Genomic DNA, 20944 nt, shown 5'->3' with positions numbered 1-20944 from the left:
ACCCATATTTACTAATTTATTAATTAATTATTTAGTTATGAAAAAGAAGTATTATTTAGTGGCTCTGGCCGGTCTGATGATGACGGCTTGTAGCGATGACAACGATTCTCTTTTCCCCGGTGGTGGCGGTACAGGCAACATCGACGGGAAAACGATTACGTTTGTTTTTCCGGGCACAGCTCAGGGAGTAGTGCCTTACGCAGCATTGGCAACGGATGCTGAAAATGAATTGAAAACGCTTGACATTTATGTGTTCGGCGAAGACTCATTGGCTGCAGATCCTAAACCGGTGATTTTGAAAGAAATCTTTAGAAGCGGAGAGGCTAACAGCTCGTTTACGCTTTTGCCGGTAGGAAACTCTTACCAGGCAACCATCTCGGTTTATCCGGGCGAACAGAAAAAGTTCTATTTCGTAGCCAACGGCCGCGAACATCTGTCGCTGGATAGTCTGGAACTGGGTGTAACGGATACTACCGCGTTCCTGGCAAAGGCTACAAATACATTAAAAGGCCATATCGAATGTCCGTTGCTTATGAGCGCCTCTTTCCCTGAAAGCGGAACTGTTACAGTACCCGAAGGTGGATTAGGTGGAAACCAGGAAGTTCGCCTGACACGCCGTATGGCACGTTTCGACGTGTTGAACTGGTGTGAAGAGTCATCTTTCAAGATCGGCGAGATCGTGTTGAAAGACGTACCGGGAAACAACAGTATCTTCCCGCAGGCTACTCCTTATAAACCGGCTATCGTGGCCAGTCTTCCTATCATAGACTTTACTGCCTACGAAAACAGCAACTACGGTGAAAGCAAGAGCGTATTTTATATGTATCCTGCAACAGCCGAAGAAACTAAAGATATCAAGTTATCTCTGGTAGGCGAAACATTGGCCGGAGCAGCTCAGGTTTACAATGTAGAGTTTAAAAAGGTTCAGAGTGATCCGAACACAATTCCTATTGAAGCAAACAACCGTTATTTATTGAGTATTTTAAATGTAGGTTCGGGTACGCTTGACGCTACATTGGAAGTTAAAGACTGGGTGGTTGGCGATACGGTTAATACCGATGTTACTCACGGAACTATCAAGCTGAGCGTTGATGCTGCCGGATTAAAAGAAGGTCAGGAATTTGCGGACAATACGCTTTCTTTGCCAGCCGCAACAACTGGTATAGCTTCTACCGACTCTGTAACTATTAACGTAGCAGCCGATGAAGAATGGGAACTGATCAAGTCTGACGATTGCGACTGGATCGAATTCTCTGCTCTGCCGGGTGATTCGGTAATGAAGTCATTCAAACTGGTTACTCTTACTACAAACCCAAGCAGTAAAGAAGCCCGCGTGGGAACAGTGATCGTTCAGAACGTAAAACGTCCTTCCATCAAACAACCGTTGGTTGTTAAACAGGCTCCTAATGCAACCTCTTATATCGATTTGTCCGGTTCTTTATTGGCTGGAAACGTAATCAGCTTCTCCGGTGAAAAGATGTCATCCGATTCTATGAACATTCATGTAGACGTACCGGTAGCAGCTACATGGACAGCATCTGAAAGCGCTGACTGGTTCACGCTGACGGATGAAGCCGTTTTAACCAGAACTGTAGATCCTGCCTTCTCAGATGCTAATGCCGATAAAACCGGCACAGGCTCGGGCACATTCTCTATTGTAGCAGACAAGAACAATACGGATAATGCCCGTGTGGATTCTATCAAGATTACTATTGCAGGCGTAGAAGGCGCTGATAAAGTGGTTCAGTATATCGTAGTAAAACAGGCTGCCCAGAATATCGGTTCTATCCGTTTGGCTGCACGTGGTACACTGGTTGACAAGGATAATGCTAATAATTACAAGATGGATAGTATTCCTGCAACAGGATTTGCTGATGCAGCTGTTATCGGACAAACATCAGCAGGCGAACGTAAAGTAACAGTTGTTGCTGTTTCTGCATGGACTGCTTCTGTTGAAAGTGGTAATGATTGGTTGACTATTTCAAAAGCTCAGACTCTTGTAGATGGAAATAACGGTTATATCGGTATTTCAGCCGCTGCTAACAATACAACAAGCCCGCGTACAGCAGTTTTGAAGATTGCTAATACAACGAAACCGACAGAAGTTTATAAAACGATTACGATTACTCAGAAAGCAGGTACGGCAGCTGTTGCGGCTATCTCGGTAGATCAATCGTCTCTTTCTTTTACCGCAGCAGAAACTTCTACTAATACAAAAACAATCGCCGTAACACTGGGAGATCAGACAAATACCTGGACTGCTGCTTTAACAGGTGCCGGTTTTTCATTAGGCGGTTCTTATACAACTGTAACAGGTAATGGTGACTTTACTGTAGCTCCGGATGCTGCTAACGAGACTTATAAGGCAATATCAGCAACTATTACTGTTACGGAATCAGCAACAAGTGAAGCAAAAACAATCACTGTTTCTCAGCCTGCCGGAAAGACGGAACCGTCTTTTGCAACAGAAACGGGTTCTGTTGCAGTTGATGGTACAGGTTTGGATATTTCAACAATAACTATTAACGGTGATATAGATAATACATCAGATTGGACGGTTTCTGTTGTAGACGAAGCCGATGCTACTGTTACATGGCTAACTGCTACATTGACTAGTGCAACTGAATTGACAGTTGCTATGGCTAGTGATGGTTCGAAAACAAATTCTACAGGAGCAGAACGTAAAGCTATTATCAAACTGACTAATAATACTGACGGAACAGTAGTTTCTTCTAATGTAATTACTATAACACAAGCAGGTGTTTAATCCTGAAAAGAGATAAAAATTATAACGAATAAAAACACATAAAGCAATGAGAAAGAAATTTATAGCTTTAGCAGCCCTTTTAGTGGTGGGGTTGTCTTCGTGTAACGACGAAGAGATTATCAAGACCAATCCCGGTTTTGTAGAAAAGGGATATGGTGCATTGACAATTGCGATGACTCATAATGGAGCATCTACCAGAGCAGTGGGTGACAATGCGCCCGATGATGTGGCGTTTGCGGAAGAGAAGGCAATAAATAGTGTAGCCTTCATCGTAAAAACGGAAACGGTAGACGGAGACGCCGGTACTTATAATTATTACCTGAGCGAAGAAGACTTGCTGTCTCCGAACGGGTTTACCGAACCGCTTACTTTGCAAGATCCCGGTGCAGGCGACAGCACGTATACTTGCCAGATCAAGGTAAAGAGTTTGGGATGGGGTACTCCAAAGGTTTTGGTTATAGCCAATTATAAGGAAAATGGTGTGGATATTGCCGGTATTGTTGGTAGTAAGGAATGGGATGAACTGCCTGCTGCATTGATGAGTGCACAGCTGACAGCCGGCCCTTCCACTCCTTTGTTGATGTTCGGTAAGATTGATAATCTGGTAACATGGACGAACCAAGGTGGTGGTGTCGCAGCGGAAACTATCAAGATGGAACGTTTGGTTTCACGTATCGACGTTAAGAATTATGCGTATAATACGGATGCCAGCAAAGGATTTATCCTTGAATCGGCTCAGTTGTTGAATCCGAAGCAGTATTCATTTATTATGGATACAAAAACAGCGGAAGAAATCAATGCCGTTCCTACCATCACAGAGTTTCCGGCTCATGCAAACGTAGTAGAAGTGGGAGCCATCCAGACATTGGACAGTCTTTACACGTACGAAAATACGAATGCAGACGGAACAACTGCCACAGCCTTGCAGGTAAACGGTTTCTATCGTGGCGCCAAGATGTCTAAACTGATTGCATTTAAGAAAGCAGACGCAGTAGGCACACCGGGTGATCCGATAGCATTGGCACGTAATACGCGTTATGTTGTAAATATCAATCCTTCTAAAGACTCTACCGATATTGTTTGGGATATAAAGGTAGACGACTGGACTGTTTCCGATACGATTACAGTTGAACCTTCTTTCCCTGTTCCAACATTGAAAGATCTTAAACTGGATGGTACAACTACAGGTTTGACCCTTAACGGAAAAGTGGTTACTGTTGGTAGTACTTATGTCGGCAATGGAAAAGTTACGTTAACTTCTTCTGCTCCTCAGGCAAGTACTTACACCGTTAAGTTTAAGTATAATACTACCGGTAGTTCTATTAAATGGGATGGTGAAAAGTATAAGAACGAAATTGTACAAGGAACTCCTGTTGTAACTTATGCTACAGAAAAGGCCAGTGTGACCCGTACTTATGAAATCCCTGTTCCTGTTCAGGATTCTATTAAAGTACCTCTGGATGCGTTTGTTATCATTCAGAACGGTAGTGTACCCGATGCCTGCGATACTATAACATTGCGTTATTTCCCGAATTATGAAGGAACAAGTATTGTTCCTGTATGGTATAAAGACCAGTATTGGGCGCCTGTAAACTGCGGTGCAACTACGATACCTAGCGGTACTCTTACTGCATGGGCTAAGGAAACTTGCGGTTATTTGTATCAATGGGGTAGAGATGTACCGTTTAGTTATGGAACAACAAATGATATTATAGATTATCCAAATAAAACTTATGTGGAAATAATAGGAAGTGCAGATTATGAAAATAAATTCATAAAAGGTTTGTCAAGTGCAGATTATACATGGTTCAGTGATTATAAGACATTAGGAATGACTGAATGGCCACGTGAAAACCAGCCATGTCCGGCAGGTTGGCGTGTACCTACTAAGGAAGAGTTGAATAAGATTTTGGCAGAAGGTCCTAGGCAGTCTAATGGTATGTGGAAGTCTCCTTCTAACGGTAACTTCGTTCTGCCTGCGGTTGGCTTCCGTCACTACATGACTGGTTCGTCCGTCAGCCTGGCTTCCAACGGCAACTATTGGTCGTCTACGTTAGAGGCAGGTAAGTCTCCCCGTCTGTACTTCAGCTATAGTAGTGCCAATACGAGTGCGGATATCCTTGCGAGCGGCTTCTCAGTCCGTTGTGTCCAAGAATAAAGGGAGGCGAATTGCCGACCGCATTCGAAGATTTGATTGATTTGATTATTTTTAACCCGGCGCTTCAGGCGCCGGGTTTTTCTACACCGCCGATAGGCGGTCGATTTTAAAAACGGGAAAACTTAGAAAGACGAAAACAGATAAAACAAAGATAAAAAATAAAAAGAGTTACTTATATCCGGAGTTCCGAAGGTTACGGCTTTCGGTAGAGTGATAGATGTAAATTCAGTGACCGACCGGCATAGTAAAAATCATAGATAAGAGGATCGTTTCTGTGTTTATGTCGGTTATCCATTCCCGCTTTTCGGTCTTGCCGGCTTTTTGGGCCTTCATTCCGATTTGCTTTTACGGGTCACTTATTCGTTCTGCCTGCTGCTGGCTATCGTAACAACAGTAGCGGTTCATCCAACAACGAGGCTTCCAACGGCAACTATTGGTCTTCAACGCTAGAGTCAGGTAAATCTCCTCGCTTGAACTTCAACAGTAGTAGTGCCAATACGGATGCGAACAATCTTGCCAACGGCTTCTCAGTTCGTTGTGTCCAAGCATTTACAAAGTACTCTTTTAAAATTAAAATAGAACAAAGATAAAGACAGTTTATTTATATCCGGAGTTCCGAAGGTTACGGCTTTCGGTAGAGTGATAGATGTAAATTCAGTGACCGACCGGCATGGTAAAAATCACAAAAAAAGTAGAGTCTGTGTTTATGCCGGTTATCCATTCCCGCTTTTCGGTTTTGCCGGCTTTTGGGGCCTTCATTCCGATCTGCTTTTACGGGTCACTTATTCGTTCTGCCTGCTGCTGGCTACCGCAACAACAGTGACGGTTCATCCAACAACCAGGCTTCCAACGGCAACTACTGGTCTTCAACGCTGGAGTCGTCGGGTAAGTCTCCCCGTCTGAACTTCAACAGTAGCGATGCCAATACGAATGCGAACAACCTTGCGAACGGTTATTCAGTTCGTTGTGTCCAAGTATTTACAGGGCTGTCTTTGATTTTATGAAATAAATGACAGGCGTTTTTTTGAGTAAGTAATTATAGAAAAAGAAAATGAGAAATAATAGCTTCCGGAACGGAACAGGATTCTGTTTGTTGTTATCTGTTTTGTTGTTATTATCCTGTACGGAGGAGCATTCTATTGTAGCTCCCCCGGCGGAACGTACCGTTTTGGTTTACATGGCGGGCGATAATAACCTGAGCGACGAAACGTTCACCAAGATAGACAGCATAACCTCGGGTTGGCATAACCGGCGTGATAACCTGTTGATATATCAGGATGCCCACGGAGAGAAGGGTACGCCTTCTTTGATGCGCGTTATAGGTGATGCTTCCAACCCTCATATAGAGGTGATAAAAGAATATCCGGAGAATAACTCGGCCGGTCCGGAGGTTTTCTCGGAAGTGATACACGACGTTCTGTCATTCTATCCTGCCCCCGGTTATGGCCTTTTGGTTTTCAGCCATGGCACGGGTTGGTTGCCGGCGGGGATGTTTGTAACACCCCGTTCGGTTTCCGCCCGTTCTATCATGGAGGATAATGGCCGTGAGATGGAGCTGGCGGACTTTGCCGTTTCTATTCCGGATCATGTCTTCGACTTTATTGTGCTGGAGGCTTGTCTGATGTCCGGTGTGGAGGTGGCTTACGAGTTGCGTAATAAAGCGGATTATCTGGTGGCTTCTTCAACGGAAATACTGAGTCCCGGTTTTAGTCCGGTTTATCCGGAGCTTATCAATTACCTTTTTGAAGACGATGTGAACCTGAAAGGTTTTATCCATCGTTATTATGAATATTGCAACACGCTTCCGGGTGTTTACCGGAGTGCCACGCTGAGCCTGATAGATTTACGGGCCATGGACGCGCTGGCGGAAGTAACGCGCACGGTCCTTGAGAATACGGAATCGAAAACAATGGAAACCGGCACGGTTCAGAGTTTCGACCGTGGCAGCCATAAGCTGTTCTTCGACTTCGGCGATTATATGGAGCAGTTGAATCCTGCTTTGTACCCTAAGGTAGAGTCTGCGTTATCCAAAGTGGTGCTGTATAAAGTCTCCACCCCTTCGTTTGTGAATGTGCCGCTGTATAAGCATAGCGGTTTGACGACTTATATGGAACAGGCTAAATATCCGGAACTGAACAAGGCTTACCGCCGTACGGCGTGGTTTAGGTCTGTATTTCCGGACGCAGATTAATGCAAATATATTAATGAATAAAAATTACTAACAAATAAAAGCAATACATTATGAACAAGACAGAGTTGACAAAACAGATAGCGGAGCGATTGTCCATCCCTCATTATGAGGCAATCCGTTACATGAATGCGGTTCAGGCGGTGGTAACCACCGAATTGCAGCAGAAAGGCAGTATTGTCCTTCAAGGTTTCGGAACGTTTCTGCCGTGGGAGCAGTCGGAACGTCTGGGTCGTAATCCCAAAACCGGTACACCCTGCATGATCCGTGAACGTGTAAGCGTAAAGTTCAAACCGGGCAAGTATCTGTTGAACGCAATCAACGCCAACGGTGAAGATTGAACGTAAAATTATAATATAGGCTAGTTAAGGTAAAGGCAAAGAGATTTTTTTAGAAAAGGTTCTCGAGAACGATTGCCGGTTTTCTTTCTCCCGGAAGGGAGGCGGGAAGCCGGCTTTTTCGTATCTGTAGGATAGCGGAAACAGAAGCACCGGCCCTTTGCGTCGGAGGGATACACATTCCCCCTCCGTACGTATACATGGAAAAAGAATTGAAGCGTTTACAGTCGTTGTTCGGCGTAGTAAAGCCTACAGTTGCTCTCTTTGAGTCTGAAATGGAAAAGTTGCCTTTGGCGGAATCCGCCGTCTGGCGTTTGCTGGTGTTCCGCCTGTCCTTCGGTTATTACGACCGTTTGCCTTTGCGTTATAAGAAGTTCGTGTGTAAATACCTTAAACACGACCGTCTGGGTTATACCGCTTACCTTACTCAGCACACTCCGTTGGGCGGTCTTCGTTACCGTCTTGTCCATCCCGGTCTTTTTTTGAAAATGGTTCATTTGCTGGCTTGTGAGCCAGAGAATGGCAAGATTTCGTATCTCCATCTGGCTTCGTGCCTTTTGCTGTCGTTCGACCTACCGAACACGTTGCGCACCCTGGCGGAAAAGCTACGCGTTTGTCGCCATGCACCGGATGAATTGCTGCAATTACTTGGTAAAGTTGAAATCTGGGAAGATTAAAAGTGGAAAAGGCGCAGATTTAACTTTCTGCGCCTATACCTTAAGAATGGTTGTAAATACTTGGACACAACGGACTGAGAAGCCGTTCGCAAGGTTGTTTGCATTCGTATCGGCACTACTGCCGAAGTACAGGCGGGGAGACCGACCAGCCTCTAACGTAGACGACCAATAGTCGCCCTCGGAAGCCTGATTCTTGGATGAACCGTCAATGCAGTAACGGTAGCCAGCCGCAGGCAGAACGAAGAAGTAACCTGTAAAAGCAGATCGGCATGAAGGCCGAAAAAGCCGGCAAACCGAAAAGCGGGAATGGATAACCGGCATAAACGCAGATATTGTTCTCTAATCTTCGATTTTTACTACGCCGGTAGGTTACTGAATTTACATGTATCACCCTACCGAAAGCCTTAGCCTTCGGCACTCCGGATATATGCCATTCTTTTGATGGCGTAAAAGTAGGTAATTTATGATAATACGAGGTTATTAGTGTTTGAAAATAAAAAATCAAAAGAGTGACTGTAAATGCTTGGACACAACGGACTGAGAAGCCGCTCGCAAGGATATCCGCACTCGTATTGGCACTACTATTGCTGAAGTACAGACGGGGAGACTTACCTGCCTCTAACGTAGACGACCAATAGTTGCCGTTGGAAGCCAGGCTGACGGACGAACCAGTCATGTAGTGACGGAAGCCAACCGCAGGCAGAACGAAGAAGTAACCTGTAAAAGCAGATCGGAATGAAGGCAAAAGCCGGCAAACCGAAAAGCAGGAATAGATAACCGGCATAAACGTTGACATTGTTTTCTAATCTTCGATTTTTACAATGCCGGTAGGTTACTGAATTTACATGTATCACTCTACCGAAAGCCTTGACCTTCGGAACTCCGGATATATGCCACTCTTTTGACGGCGTAAAAGTAGGTAATTTATGATAATACGAGGTTATTAGTGTTTGAGAATAAAAAGAATCAAAAGAGTGACTGTAAATGCTTGGACACAACGGACTGAATTACCGTCTGCCAGAGAGACCGCTCCCAAATTGGCACCACTATCGAAGAAATCCAAACGGGGAACTTTTCCGGTTTCTAATAACGTGGAGGACCAATAGAGACCGTCGAGAGCTATATGGCTGGATGAACCGCTACTGTTGATACGGTATCCAGCCGCAGGCAGAACGAAGAAGTAACCTTTCTTTGTAGGGTTGTGTCAAAAGTCCTATTTATAGCGTCTTTGTCCTGGCGGGCTTGCCCCGCCATCTTATCCTAGTTGCTGTAAATTAGTTTAGTATGAGGTTGCGGGTCAAGCCCGCAATGACACGCTAAAGCGTTCGAACTTCATTTTGACACTCCCTGTATGATGACCGGCCATAAACTCCTTTATTAGTCGGTAGATTACTGAATTTACATGTATCACCCTACCGAAAACCTTAGCCTTCGGAACTCCGGATATATGCCACTCTTTTGATGGTGTAAAAGTAGGTAATTTGTGATAAGACAAGGTGTTTAGCTTTTGAAAATAAAAAATCAAAAGAGCGGCTGTAAATGCTTGGACACAACGGACTGAGAAGGCGTAGGCTAGGCTGTACGCAGCCGTATCGGCATTGTTATTGTTGAAGGCCAAGCGGGGAGACCGACCAGCCTCTAACGTAGACGACCAATAGTTGCCGCCGGAAGCCTGACCGATGGACGAACCACTGTTGTTATCTCGGTATCCAGCCGCAGGCAGAACGCAGAAGTAACCTTTGCTTTGTAGGGTGGTGTCAAAAGTCCTATTTATAGCGTCTTTGTCCTGGCGGGCTTGATCCGCCATCTTATCCTAGTTGCTGTAAATTAGTTTAGTATGAGGTTGCGGGTCAAGCCCGCAATGACACACTAAAGCGTTCGAACTTCATTTTGACACTCCTTGTATGATGACCGGCCATAAACTCTTTTATTAGTCGGTAGATTACTGAATTTACTTATCACACTACCAAAAGCCTTAGCCTTCGGAACTCCGGATATATGCCACTCTTTTGAAGGCGTAAAAGTAGGTAATTTGTAATGATGAAAGGTTATTAGAATCAAAAGAGTGGTTGTAAATGCTTGGACACAACGGACTGAGAAGCCGTTCGCAAGATTGTTCGCATTCGTATTGGCTTCACCACTGGTGAAGAACAGACGGGGAGACTTACCAGCTTCTAACGTAGACGACCAATAGTTGCCGTAGGAAGCCAGGTTGCTGGATGAACCAGTAACGTTGGAACGGTAGCCAGCCGCAGGCAGAACGAAGAAGTAATCTTTCTTTATAGAATGGAACGGATAACTGAATATTCTATTCTGTATAATGACCGGCTATAAAATCTTTTATTAGTCGGTAGATTACTGAATTTACATTTATCGCACTACCGAAAGCCTTAGCCTTCGGAACTCCAGATATATGCCACTCTTTTGATGGCGTAAAAGTAGGTAATTAGTGATAAGACAAGGTGTTTAGCTTTTGAAAATAAAAAATCAAAAGAGCGGCTGTAAATGCTTGGACACAACGGACTGACAGAGCGTAGGCTAGGCTGATCGCAATCATAGAGGCACTACTGCTGCTGAACTCCAAGCGGGGAGATTTACCTGACTCTAGCCTTGAAGACCAATAGTTGCCACCGGAAGCCTGACCGATGGACGAACCACTGTTGTTATCTCGGTATCCAGCCGCAGGCAGAACGCATAAGTAACCTTTCTTTGTAGGGTTGTGTCAAAAGTCCTATTTATAGCGTCTGTGTCTTGGCGGGCTTGACCCGCTAAAGCGTTCGAACTTCATTTTGACACCCCCTGTATGATGACCGGCCATAAACTCCTTTATAAGCCGGTAGATTACTGAATTTACATTTATCACTCTACCGAAAGCCTTAGCCTTCGGAACTCCGGATATATGCCACTCTTTTGAAGGCGTAAAAGTAGGCAATTTGTGATAATACGAGGTTCTTAGTGTTTGAGAATCAAAAGAATCAAAAGAATCAAAAGAATCAAAAGAATCAAAAGAGCGGCTGTAAATGCTTGGACACAACGGACTGAGAAGCCGAATGAAAGCACCTCTGTATTCATACTGGCCTTACTATCGGTAAAGCTTAGGCGAGGAGACTTACCGGCCTCAGTAAGAGTAGACGACCAATAGTCGGCGTAGGAAGCCTGGTTGTTGGATGAACCGTCATTGCTGCCGCGGAGACCAGCCGCAGGCAGAACGCAAAAGTAATCTTTCTTTATAGAATGGAACAGATAACAAAAAGTTCTATTCTGTATAATGACCGGCCATAAACTCTTTTATTAGTCGGTAGATTACTGAATTTACTTATCACACTACCAAAAGCCTTAGCCTTCGGAACTCCGGATATATGCCACTCTTTTGATAGTGTAAAAGTAGGTAATTAGTGATAAAGCAAAGTTATTAACGTTTGAGAATAAAAAGAATCAAAAGAGTGGCTGTAAATGCTTGGACACAACGGACTGACAGACCGTAGGCTAGATTGTTCGCATCCGTATTGGCACTACCATTGTTGAAGTTCAGACGGGGAGACTTACCAGCCTCTAGCACAGACGACCAATAGCGACCGTTGGAAGCCTCGTTGTTGGATAAACCATTACTGTTGTCTCGGTAGCCAGCCGCAGGCAGAACGAAGAAGTAACCTGTAAAAGCATAACGGAATGAGGGCAAAAGCCGGCAAACCGAAAAGCGGGAATGGATAACCGGCATAAACACAGACATTGTTCTCTAATCTTCGATTTTTACAATGCCGATAGGTTACTGAATTTACATGTATCACCCTACCGAAAGCCTTGACCTTCGGAACTCCGGATATATGCCACTCTTTTGATGGCGTAAAAGTAGGTAATTTGTGATAATGTAAAGTTATTAACGTTTGAAAATAAAGAATCAAAAGAGTGGTTGTAAATGCTTGGACACAACGGACTGACAAAGCGTTGGCAAGGTTGCTCGCAGTCGTATTGGGAGTACCACTGTTGAAGTTCAGACGGGGAGAAGTACCCGACGACTCCAGCGCGGAAGACCAATAGTAGCCGTTGGAAGCTTGATTGTTGGACAAACCGCTGCTGCTGTTACGGCTGCCAGCCGCAGGCAGAACGCAGAAGTAGCCTTTCTTTGTAGAGTTGTGTCAAAAGTCCTTGACACCCCCTGTATAATGACCGGCCATAAACTCCTTTATAAGCCGGTAGGTTACTGAATTTACTTATCACTCTACCGAAAGCCTTGACCTTCGGAACTCTGGATATATGCCACTCTTTTGATGGTGTAAAAGTAGGTAATTCGTGATAAAGCAAAGTTATTAACGTTTGAGAATAAAAAGAATCAAAAGAGCGGCCGTAAATGCTTGGACACAACGGACTGAGAAGCCGTGGGCTAGGCGGTCCGCATCCGTATTGGCACTACTATTGTTGAAGTTCAGACGGGGAGACTTACCAGCCTCTAACGTAGAGGACCAATAGTAGCTGATGGAAACCTGATTGTAGGATGAACCATTACTGCCTTCTCGGTATCCAGCCGCAGGCAGAACGAAGAAGTAACCTTTCTTTATAGAATGGAACAGATAATTAAAAGCTCAATTCTGTTTAATGACCGGCTATAAACTCTTTTATTAGTCGGTAGGTTACTGAATTTACTTATCACTCTACCGAAAGCCTTAGCCTTCGGAACTCCGGATATACGCCACTCTTTTGATGGTGTAAAAGTAGGTAATTTGTAATGATGAAAGGTTATTAGCATTTGAAAATAAATAATCAAAAGAATGGCTGTAAATGCTTGGACACAACGGACTGAGAAGCCAAAGGCTAAGTTGGCCGCATTCGTACCAGCAGTACTACTGTTGAAGACCAGGCGGGGACATTCACCTACCCCTCGCGTAGAAGACCAATAGTCGCCCTCTCCTGCCTCATAGTCGGATGAACCGTCAGTGCGGTTACGGCAGCCAGCCGCAGGCAGAACGAAAAAGTAACCTTTCTTTGTAGGGTTGTGTCAAAAGTCCTATTTATAGCGTCTTTGTCCTGGCGGGCTTGCTCCGCCATCTTATGCTAGTTGCTGTAAATTAGTTTAGTATGAGGTTGCGGGTCAAGCCCGCAATGACCTGCTAAAGCGTTCGAACTTCATTTTGACACCCCTGTATGATGACCGGCCATAAACTCCTTTATTAGCCGGTAGGTTACTGAATTTACATGTATCACACTACCAAAAGCCTTAGCCTTCGGAACTCCGGATATATGCCACTCTTTTGAAGGCGTAAAAGTAGGTAATTTGTAATGATGAAAGGTTATTAGCATTTGAAAATAAAGAATCAAAAGAGTGGCTGTAAATGCTTGGACACAACGGACTGACAGAGCGTTCGCAAAGGTTGTTGTATTCATATTGGCGACTCCATCTGTAAAAGCCAGGCGAGGAGACTGACCTGCCACAGTTAAAGAAGAAGACCAGTAATCACCTTCGTTAGCCAAACTGTAGGAAATACCGTCATTGCCATTTCGGCGTCCAGCCGCAGGCAGAACGAAGAAGTAACCTTTCTTTTTAGAATAGACCTGATAACTAAAAGCTCAATTCTGTATAAAGACCGGCTATAAAATCTTTTATTAGCCGGTAGATTACTGAATTTACATGTATCACCCTACCGAAAGCCATGACTTTCGGAACTCCGGATATATGCCACTCTTTTGATGGCGTAAAAGTAGGTAATTTGTAGTGGTAACTATATATCACTTTATTATAAAAACTCTTTCTTTTAAATATTTGCGTATCTGGTATAAGTCATTAACTTTGTATGTTACAAAACGGATTATTTTAATACTTTAATCTTTACTCGTTTAAAGATCAGTATTATATATATGCAAAAAACACGAGAAAATTAAACATTTCTCGTGTTTTTATTTGATCCCTTTTGATATAGTAAAGTTATAGTTACCTAAATAATAATTACTCATTTAAATAATTAATTACATGAAAAACAGGATGTTATTAATATTTATGGTCGTTGGATTGTTTGCCTTGACAGGTAATGCCACTAATGTAAAGGAATATCAAATTGTTCCGCAACCACAACAGATTAGTTACTCCGACGGTTGTTTGAAATTAAAGAAAAGTATTTCCGTGGCTTTTCCTTCTCCTCTCAGTTCGGAAGCAAACATGCTTAAGCAATATTTGGAACAAGACTTCGGATTGCGAGTGGACCTGAAACGCGCAAAGAAATCCGGGGATATTATACTGAAATTAGACGAATCCTTGGGGGATAAAGACGGACGTTATGTGCTGGCAACCGACCGGAATATCCAGATATCGGCAGCTTCATCCGATGGCGTTTTTTCCGGTATTCAAAGTCTCCGTCAAATGATTTTACCGGATGGGGAAGGGCAACTATCCGTTCAAAAAGGAGTGATAAACGATTTTCCGGCTTTCGGCTGGCGCTCGTTCATGCTGGATGAAGGCCGTAATTTTAAAGGAGAGAAAGAAGTAAAACATTTGTTGGATGAAATGGCCCGTTTAAAGATGAACGTATTCCAATGGCATTTGACTGACGACCAGGGATGGCGGCTCGAAATTAAAAAATATCCGAAACTGACAGAAATAGGTGCATATCGCGACTCTACCGAGATTGGAGGCTGGTATAGCAATAAGTTTGATACAAATCCGCATTATGGGTTTTATACACAGGAAAAAGCAAAGGAAATTATTGCTTATGCAAAAGAACGGCATATTACAATTGTTCCCGAAATAGAAATGCCGGGACATGCCAGCGCTGCCATTGCTTCCTATACATGGCTAGGCTCTATAGGGAAACCTATTAAAACGCTTTGTAGTTTCGGTACGGAACTGGATATTTATAATGTGGCAGACCCGAAAGTTATACAATTTCTGGATGATGTGATTGCGGAAGTTGCCGCTCTTTTTCCCGGTCCGGTTATTCATATCGGAGGTGATGAGGTTCATTTTAGCATGTGGGAACAATCTCCGTCTATTTGTAATTATGTCAAATCACACGGCTTGAATTCGATGGCTGAATTGCAGGTGGAGTTTACTAATAATATGTCAAACTATGTTGTTGGTAAAGGAAAAAGAATGATGGGATGGAACGACATTACCGGCTCGAAACTGCACGATTACAATGAAGATGTTGCTGATGCCAGCAATACGAGGCGACTTGCCGACGGAACGATTGTCCAGTTTTGGAAAGGGGATATCGGTTTGATAAAAGAGACTGCACAGAAGGGGTACGATATTGTCAACTCGAATAATGTGTTAACCTATTTAGATTACGGTTACGACAATATTTCTCTGAGTAAAGCATACAGTTTTAATCCGATCCCGGATGATTTACCTGCCAATTTGCATAACAAGATTTTAGGATGCGGCTGTCAATTGTGGACGGAATGGGTTAATACTCCGGAGAAGATGAACTATCAGGTATTTCCGAGAATCGCAGCTTATGCCGAGTGCGGATGGACATTGCCGCAAAACAAGGACTTTGACCGTTTCAAGATTTCTCTGGATAATTTATTGCAAATCTGGAAAGAGAAAGGGATTAGCGTAGGGCCTGTGGAGGATGTTGCGAAGCAGTAAATCCTTATGTTGTACTATTAAAAGATAAACTTATTATAAAAAACAGATATGTCAATTGTGTCTGAAAAGTGTATATTCTCGGGCGTTTGTAATGTAATATTTTGATTCTGAGCTGATTTAATGAATATTGTAGCCTAATTCGCTGTTTTGGGGTTGCTCTACTTTTGTGACGTGTTCAATGGTGGACACATAAACATTTTAAATTTTATAATTATGTCACAAGGATTTAAATTAGTTCAACGGTCAAGTAAGCCGGGTGAAAAAGATGCAGCGAAAAAGTATTATGCAGTAGCAAAAAGTAACGGAACTTCTGGGTTAAAGCATTTGTGCAAAATGATTGCGGCTCGCAGTACGGTGTCGAGTGCTGATGTGAAGGCGGTGTTGGATAACCTTAATTTTGTAATGGATGTGGAACTTCAGGAAGGACGTATCGTGCAGTTGGGTGAGTTTGGAAACTTTCGTTTATCCGTTAGTAGTGATGGAGTAGATGACGAAAAGGCGTTTGACAATAGTTTATTGAGAAAGCCTAAAATAATTTTTACTCCGGGCAAGGAACTGAGGGAAACTAAAGCAACTACCGATTTTACAAAGATTGTTCCGGAAGTAGTAACCGTAGAATGTGATCGTCCGCATGCTGTATGATAATAAATAAGTAATTATGAACATTACGAGAATAAAAAAAATATTAGATATAATAAGCCATTGTGTTACAGCTATAAAACAAATAGTTGAAAAAATAATTCCAAAATAGTTCCTGAAATATTTGGAAAATAACATAGATGATAATACTTTTGCACCCGCATTCGAGAGAGGATGTGGGTGCAAATATTTAACAATACTTTTTGTGAGAAAGTTTCATAAATATTTGGAACAAGAACGGAAAAGTTAATATCTTTATAGCCACGTTCGCTAAAAAAGCGGGTGCAAGCAAGAAGAGTTCTTTGAAAACATTACATTATCAACAAGTAGTACAAGTATTAAAGATTAATACCGTCAAAAACTTGAAATAAATTACGAGATTCTGGGCAGAGATATAAAACAATTTAACAACGAAGAGTTTGATCCTGGCTCAGGATGAACGCTAGCGACAGGCTTAACACATGCAAGTCGAGGGGCAGCACGAGGTAGCAATACTTTGGTGGCGACCGGCGCACGGGTGAGTAACGCGTATGCAACTTACCTATCAGAGTAGGATAGCCCGGCGAAAGTCGGATTAATACTGCATAAAACAGGGGTCCCGCATGGGAATATTTGTTAAAGATTCATCGCTGATAGATAGGCATGCGTTCCATTAGGCAGTTGGCGGGGTAACGGCCCACCAAACCGACGATGGATAGGGGTTCTGAGAGGAAGGTCCCCCACATTGGTACTGAGACACGGACCAAACTCCTACGGGAGGCAGCAGTGAGGAATATTGGTCAATGGGCGAGAGCCTGAACCAGCCAAGTCGCGTGAAGGATGAAGGTTCTATGGATTGTAAACTTCTTTTATAGGGGAATAAAGTGCGGGACGTGTCCTGTTTTGTATGTACCCTACGAATAAGCATCGGCTAACTCCGTGCCAGCAGCCGCGGTAATACGGAGGATGCGAGCGTTATCCGGATTTATTGGGTTTAAAGGGTGCGTAGGTGGATAGATAAGTCAGCGGTGAAAGTTTGTGGCTCAACCATAAAATTGCCGTTGAAACTGTTTATCTTGAGTATGTTTGAGGTATGCGGAATGCGTGGTGTAGCGGTGAAATGCATAGATATCACGCAGAACTCCGATTGCGAAGGCAGCATACTAAACCATCACTGACACTGAAGCACGAAAGCGTGGGTATCAAACAGGATTAGATACCCTGGTAGTCCACGCAGTAAACGATGATTACTAGGAGTTTGCGATATACAGTAAGCTCTACAGCGAAAGCGTTAAGTAATCCACCTGGGGAGTACGCCGGCAACGGTGAAACTCAAAGGAATTGACGGGGGCCCGCACAAGCGGAGGAACATGTGGTTTAATTCGATGATACGCGAGGAACCTTACCCGGGTTTGAACGCATTTGGACCGGAGTGGAAACATTCTTTCTAGCAATAGCCATTTGCGAGGTGCTGCATGGTTGTCGTCAGCTCGTGCCGTGAGGTGTCGGCTTAAGTGCCATAACGAGCGCAACCCTAATCACTAGTTACTAACACATCAAGGTGAGGACTCTAGTGAGACTGCCAGCGTAAGCTGTGAGGAAGGTTGGGATGACGTCAAATCAGCACGGCCCTTACATCCGGGGCGACACACGTGTTACAATGGCGTGGACAAAGAGCAGCCACCTGGCGACAGGGCGCTAATCTCCAAACCACGTCTCAGTTCGGATCGGAGTCTGCAACTCGACTCCGTGAAGCTGGATTCGCTAGTAATCGCGCATCAGCCATGGCGCGGTGAATACGTTCCCGGGCCTTGTACACACCGCCCGTCAAGCCATGGGAGCCGGGGGTACCTGAAGTCCGTAACCGCAAGGATCGGCCTAGGGTAAAACTGGTGACTGGGGCTAAGTCGTAACAAGGTAGCCGTACCGGAAGGTGCGGCTGGAACACCTCCTTTCTGGAGCACAGAATTACCGAGTATAGTAACGAAGGTATTAACTTCCTTACTTGTGCTGCTTTAGTTGTAATGTATTTATATATGATCTTAAAACTGGACAACCCAGTAGAGAAAACAGAAGCTTCGACGCGGTATCCCCGCGGAAAGAAAGTTTCAGGAAGAAAAAGATAAGCCAGTCCTATAGCTCAGTTGGTTAGAGCGCTACACTGATAATGTAGAGGTCGGCAGTTCAACTCTGCCTGGGACTACACTCCGGGAGAAGTAGTAAAAGTAGTCAGGAAGTTAAAGTAGATAAGTCTACTAACTACTAACTACCAACTACTATCTACCAAACCAAGAGGGGGGATTAGCTCAGCTGGCTAGAGCATCTGCCTTGCACGCAGAGGGTCAACGGTTCGAATCCGTTATTCTCCACAACACTCAGTAATGAGAAAAGATCTTTGACATGATGGACAGAATCAATAAAGTAAAGAAGTAGAGCGAACTTACAGAGATATCATCCCGACACGACAGCTAGTAATAGTTGAAAGTGCCACCGGAAAGAAAGTAAGTAAGGGCAGACGGTGGATGCCTAGGCTCTCGGAGGCGACGAAGGACGTGATAAGCTGCGAAAAGCTTGGGGAAGGTGCAAATAACCATTGATCCCAAGATATCCGAATGGGGCAACCCGGCAGGTTGAAGGCCTGTCACCTCGTAATGAGGNAGCCGGGGGTACCTGAAGTCCGTAACCGTTGAGGATCGGCCTAGGGTAAAACTGGTGACTGGGGCTAAGTCGTAACAAGGTAGCCGTACCGGAAGGTGCGGCTGGAACACCTCCTTTCTGGAGCACAGGTTTCGTAAGTAGAGTTTCTATGAGGTATTAATTGCCTTGTACTACGGTTGAGATGTAACACAATATGATCTTGTTTTCCGGAAATACCCGGAAAAAGAAAAGAGAAAGATGATGCTGAGGCTTGGAGGCCGAGGCAAAGTTGACAGTCCTATAGCTCAGTTGGTTAGAGCGCTACACTGATAATGTAGAGGTCGGCAGTTCAACTCTGCCTGGGACTACACTCTGGTAGAAGTAGTAAAAGCAGTCAAAGTAGTCAGGAAGTTAACGTAGAGAAGTCTACCAACTACTAACTACCAACTACTACCTACTAAAACAAGAGGGGGGATTAGCTCAGCTGGCTAGAGCATCTGCCTTGCACGCAGAGGGTCAACGGTTCGAATCCGTTATTCTCCACAACACTCAGTAATGAGAAAAGATCTTTGACATGATGGACAGAATCAATAAAGTAAAGAAGTAGAGCGAACTTACAGAGATATCATCCCGACACGACAGCTAGTAATAGTTTGTAAGTGTCACCGGAAAGAAAGTAAGTAAGGGCAGACGGTGGATGCCTAGGCTCTCGGAGGCGATGAAGGACGTGATAAGCTGCGAAAAGCTTGGGGTAGGTGCAAATAACCATTGATCCCAAGATATCCGAATGGGGCAACCCGGCAGGTTGAAGGCCTGTCATCCCTTAATGGGAGGCAAACGTGGGGAACTGAAACATCTAAGTACCCATAGGAGGAGAAAACAAAAGTGATTCCGCAAGTAGTGGCGAGCGAACGCGGAACAGCCCAAACCGTTATTGTTTAGGCAATAGCGGGGTTGTAGGACCACGATATAGCAAGAACTTAATCAAGTGGAATGTTTTGGAAAGAACAGCGATATACGGTGATAGCCCGGTACACGACTGGTTAACGAAGCTTAGTGGCATCCTGAGTAGCGCGGGGCACGAGAAATCCTGTGTGAAACAGCGGGGCCCATCCCGTAAGGCTAAATACTCCCGANCGTTGAAATACGGCCCTTCTATTGTTTGAGTTCTAACCCGCAGGAGTGGGGACACTGTATGGTGGGTAGTTTGACTGGGGTGGTCGCCTCCAAAAGTGTAACGGAGGCTTCTAAAGGTACCCTCAGACCGATTGGTAACCGGTCGTAGAGTGTAATGGCATAAGGGTGCTTGACTGAGAGACCGACAAGTCGATCAGGTAGGAAACTAGAGCATAGTGATCCGGTGGTTCCGTATGGAAGGGCCATCGCTCAAAGGATAAAAGGTACTCCGGGGATAACAGGCTGATCATTCCCAAGAGCTCATATCGACGGAATGGTTTGGCACCTCGATGTCGGCTCGTCACATCCTGGGGCTGGAGAAGGTCCCAAGGGTTGGGCTGTTCGCCCATTAAAGTGGCACGCGAGCTGGGTTCAGAACGTCGTGAGACAGTTCGGTCTCTATCTATCGTGGGCGCAGGATATTTGAGGGGTTCTGACACTAGTACGAGAGGACCGTGTTGGACAGACCACTGGTTTACCGGTTGTACCGCCAGGTGCACTGCCGGGTATCTAAGTCTGGATTGGATAAGTGCTGAAAGCATCTAAGTACGAAGCCAGCCTCAAGATGAGATATCCCTGAAGGGTCGTTGTAGACTACGACGTAGATAGGCTACAGGTGTAAGTGCAGTAATGTGTGAGCCGAGTAGTACTAATCGCCCGAGACTTTCAGAAGGGAAGGGGGATGATAGTTTTGTAGGAAAGGAGTTTTACTGAAAAGACTTTATTGATAGTCCAGAGTGTTTAAGAAATAAAAGATATTAAGGTGGTTATAGCACGAGGGATCCACCTCTTCCCATACCGAACAG

At 44.4% G+C, this 20944-nt stretch carries 13 protein-coding genes, 4 tRNA genes, 1 rRNA gene and 1 other annotated feature; of the genes, 14 read left to right on the top strand and 4 right to left on the bottom strand.

The genetic code is table 11. The annotated features are described in order from the left end of the window. The first annotated feature begins 37 nt into the window (after positions 1-37). From C1721_RS00100 to C1721_RS00075, 6 genes are all read left to right on the top strand, one after another. On the top strand, positions 38-2767 hold the full coding sequence (locus C1721_RS00100; protein WP_102406023.1) for a BACON domain-containing protein: 2730 nt from the start codon (positions 38-40) through the stop codon (positions 2765-2767). Between the two features lie 46 nt (positions 2768-2813). Beyond that, positions 2814-4925 carry a fibrobacter succinogenes major paralogous domain-containing protein gene (locus tag C1721_RS00095; protein ID WP_102406021.1) on the top strand — a complete coding sequence of 704 codons (2112 nt, stop codon included), beginning with the start codon at positions 2814-2816 and terminating at the stop codon, positions 4923-4925. A 746-nt stretch (positions 4926-5671) separates the two neighbouring features. Then, the gene (locus C1721_RS00090; RefSeq protein WP_159063519.1) at positions 5672-5929 is read left to right on the top strand and encodes a fibrobacter succinogenes major paralogous domain-containing protein; all 258 of its coding nucleotides are present in this window, start codon (positions 5672-5674) and stop codon (positions 5927-5929) included. Positions 5930-5976: 47 nt separating this feature from the next. After that, entirely contained in the window at positions 5977-7116 is a 1140-nt protein-coding gene (locus C1721_RS00085) for a clostripain-related cysteine peptidase (protein WP_102406016.1), read from the top strand. A gap of 50 nt (positions 7117-7166) precedes the next feature. After that, entirely contained in the window at positions 7167-7454 is a 288-nt protein-coding gene (locus tag C1721_RS00080; protein ID WP_102406014.1) for an HU family DNA-binding protein, read from the top strand. 197 nt (positions 7455-7651) lie between these two features. Next, complete coding sequence (locus tag C1721_RS00075) at positions 7652-8128, top strand: hypothetical protein (RefSeq protein ID WP_102406012.1); 477 nt, start codon at positions 7652-7654, stop codon at positions 8126-8128. 205 nt (positions 8129-8333) lie between these two features. Here the strand turns inward: C1721_RS00075 and C1721_RS00070 are convergent, their stop codons facing one another. The 3 genes from C1721_RS00070 to C1721_RS00060 all read right to left on the bottom strand — a co-directional run bounded on the left by C1721_RS00070 (position 8334) and on the right by C1721_RS00060 (position 11858). Continuing rightward, positions 8334-8924 (bottom strand): fibrobacter succinogenes major paralogous domain-containing protein, encoded by a 591-nt coding sequence (locus tag C1721_RS00070; protein ID WP_102406010.1) that lies wholly within the window; start codon positions 8922-8924, stop codon positions 8334-8336. A gap of 501 nt (positions 8925-9425) precedes the next feature. Continuing rightward, positions 9426-9935, bottom strand: coding sequence for a fibrobacter succinogenes major paralogous domain-containing protein (locus tag C1721_RS00065; RefSeq protein WP_102406008.1), 510 nt, complete (start codon positions 9933-9935; stop codon positions 9426-9428). A 1605-nt stretch (positions 9936-11540) separates the two neighbouring features. Further along, positions 11541-11858, bottom strand: coding sequence for a fibrobacter succinogenes major paralogous domain-containing protein (locus C1721_RS00060; RefSeq protein WP_102406006.1), 318 nt, complete (start codon positions 11856-11858; stop codon positions 11541-11543). Positions 11859-12034: 176 nt separating this feature from the next. Here C1721_RS00060 and C1721_RS16390 point away from each other — a divergent pair, with 176 nt between their 5' ends. Continuing rightward, positions 12035-12166, top strand: a complete 132-nt coding sequence (locus tag C1721_RS16390) for a hypothetical protein (RefSeq protein WP_262497544.1) — start codon at positions 12035-12037, stop codon at positions 12164-12166. Positions 12167-13249: 1083 nt separating this feature from the next. Here the strand turns inward: C1721_RS16390 and C1721_RS00055 are convergent. Further along, the gene (locus C1721_RS00055) at positions 13250-13594 is read right to left on the bottom strand and encodes a hypothetical protein (protein WP_159063518.1); all 345 of its coding nucleotides are present in this window, start codon (positions 13592-13594) and stop codon (positions 13250-13252) included. A 496-nt stretch (positions 13595-14090) separates the two neighbouring features. Between C1721_RS00055 and C1721_RS00050 the strand changes: the two genes are divergently transcribed. From C1721_RS00050 to C1721_RS00020, 7 genes are all read left to right on the top strand, one after another. Then, the gene (locus tag C1721_RS00050; RefSeq protein ID WP_102406002.1) at positions 14091-15707 is read left to right on the top strand and encodes a beta-N-acetylhexosaminidase; all 1617 of its coding nucleotides are present in this window, start codon (positions 14091-14093) and stop codon (positions 15705-15707) included. Between the two features lie 213 nt (positions 15708-15920). After that, positions 15921-16349 carry an HU family DNA-binding protein gene (locus C1721_RS00045; RefSeq protein ID WP_102406000.1) on the top strand — a complete coding sequence of 143 codons (429 nt, stop codon included), beginning with the start codon at positions 15921-15923 and terminating at the stop codon, positions 16347-16349. 404 nt (positions 16350-16753) lie between these two features. Next, positions 16754-18280 (top strand): 16S ribosomal RNA (locus C1721_RS00040). Positions 18281-18454: 174 nt separating this feature from the next. Beyond that, a tRNA-Ile gene (locus C1721_RS00035) sits at positions 18455-18528 on the top strand. Between the two features lie 92 nt (positions 18529-18620). Further along, positions 18621-18694 (top strand) — tRNA-Ala (locus C1721_RS00030). 562 nt (positions 18695-19256) lie between these two features. After that, positions 19257-19330, top strand: a tRNA-Ile gene (locus tag C1721_RS00025). Between the two features lie 101 nt (positions 19331-19431). After that, a tRNA-Ala gene (locus tag C1721_RS00020) sits at positions 19432-19505 on the top strand. 127 nt (positions 19506-19632) lie between these two features. Then, positions 19633-20810, top strand: a sequence feature (23S ribosomal RNA rRNA prediction is too short). The last annotated feature ends 134 nt before the right edge of the window (positions 20811-20944 follow it).

It is taken from the genome of Parabacteroides bouchesdurhonensis (genome assembly GCF_900186615.1).
In the GTDB taxonomy this organism is placed as follows: domain Bacteria; phylum Bacteroidota; class Bacteroidia; order Bacteroidales; family Tannerellaceae; genus Parabacteroides; species Parabacteroides bouchesdurhonensis.
The sequence above is the reverse complement of the archived record's forward strand: the minus strand, read 5'-3'. Positions and strand labels throughout refer to the sequence as shown.

What these genes read in the sequence shown, in the direction of transcription:
- C1721_RS00100 (WP_102406023.1), top strand. Translation starts at nt 38, where the DNA reads ATGAAAAAGAAGTATTATTTAGTGGCTCTGGCCGGTCTGATGATGACG.
- C1721_RS00095 (WP_102406021.1), top strand. Translation starts at nt 2,814, where the DNA reads ATGAGAAAGAAATTTATAGCTTTAGCAGCCCTTTTAGTGGTGGGGTTG.
- C1721_RS00085 (WP_102406016.1), top strand. Translation starts at nt 5,977, where the DNA reads ATGAGAAATAATAGCTTCCGGAACGGAACAGGATTCTGTTTGTTGTTA.
- C1721_RS00080 (WP_102406014.1), top strand. Translation starts at nt 7,167, where the DNA reads ATGAACAAGACAGAGTTGACAAAACAGATAGCGGAGCGATTGTCCATC.
- C1721_RS00075 (WP_102406012.1), top strand. Translation starts at nt 7,652, where the DNA reads ATGGAAAAAGAATTGAAGCGTTTACAGTCGTTGTTCGGCGTAGTAAAG.
- C1721_RS00070 (WP_102406010.1), bottom strand. Translation starts at nt 8,924, where the DNA reads ATGTCAACGTTTATGCCGGTTATCTATTCCTGCTTTTCGGTTTGCCGG.
- C1721_RS00065 (WP_102406008.1), bottom strand. Translation starts at nt 9,935, where the DNA reads ATGGCGGATCAAGCCCGCCAGGACAAAGACGCTATAAATAGGACTTTT.
- C1721_RS00060 (WP_102406006.1), bottom strand. Translation starts at nt 11,858, where the DNA reads ATGTCTGTGTTTATGCCGGTTATCCATTCCCGCTTTTCGGTTTGCCGG.
- C1721_RS00050 (WP_102406002.1), top strand. Translation starts at nt 14,091, where the DNA reads ATGAAAAACAGGATGTTATTAATATTTATGGTCGTTGGATTGTTTGCC.
- C1721_RS00045 (WP_102406000.1), top strand. Translation starts at nt 15,921, where the DNA reads ATGTCACAAGGATTTAAATTAGTTCAACGGTCAAGTAAGCCGGGTGAA.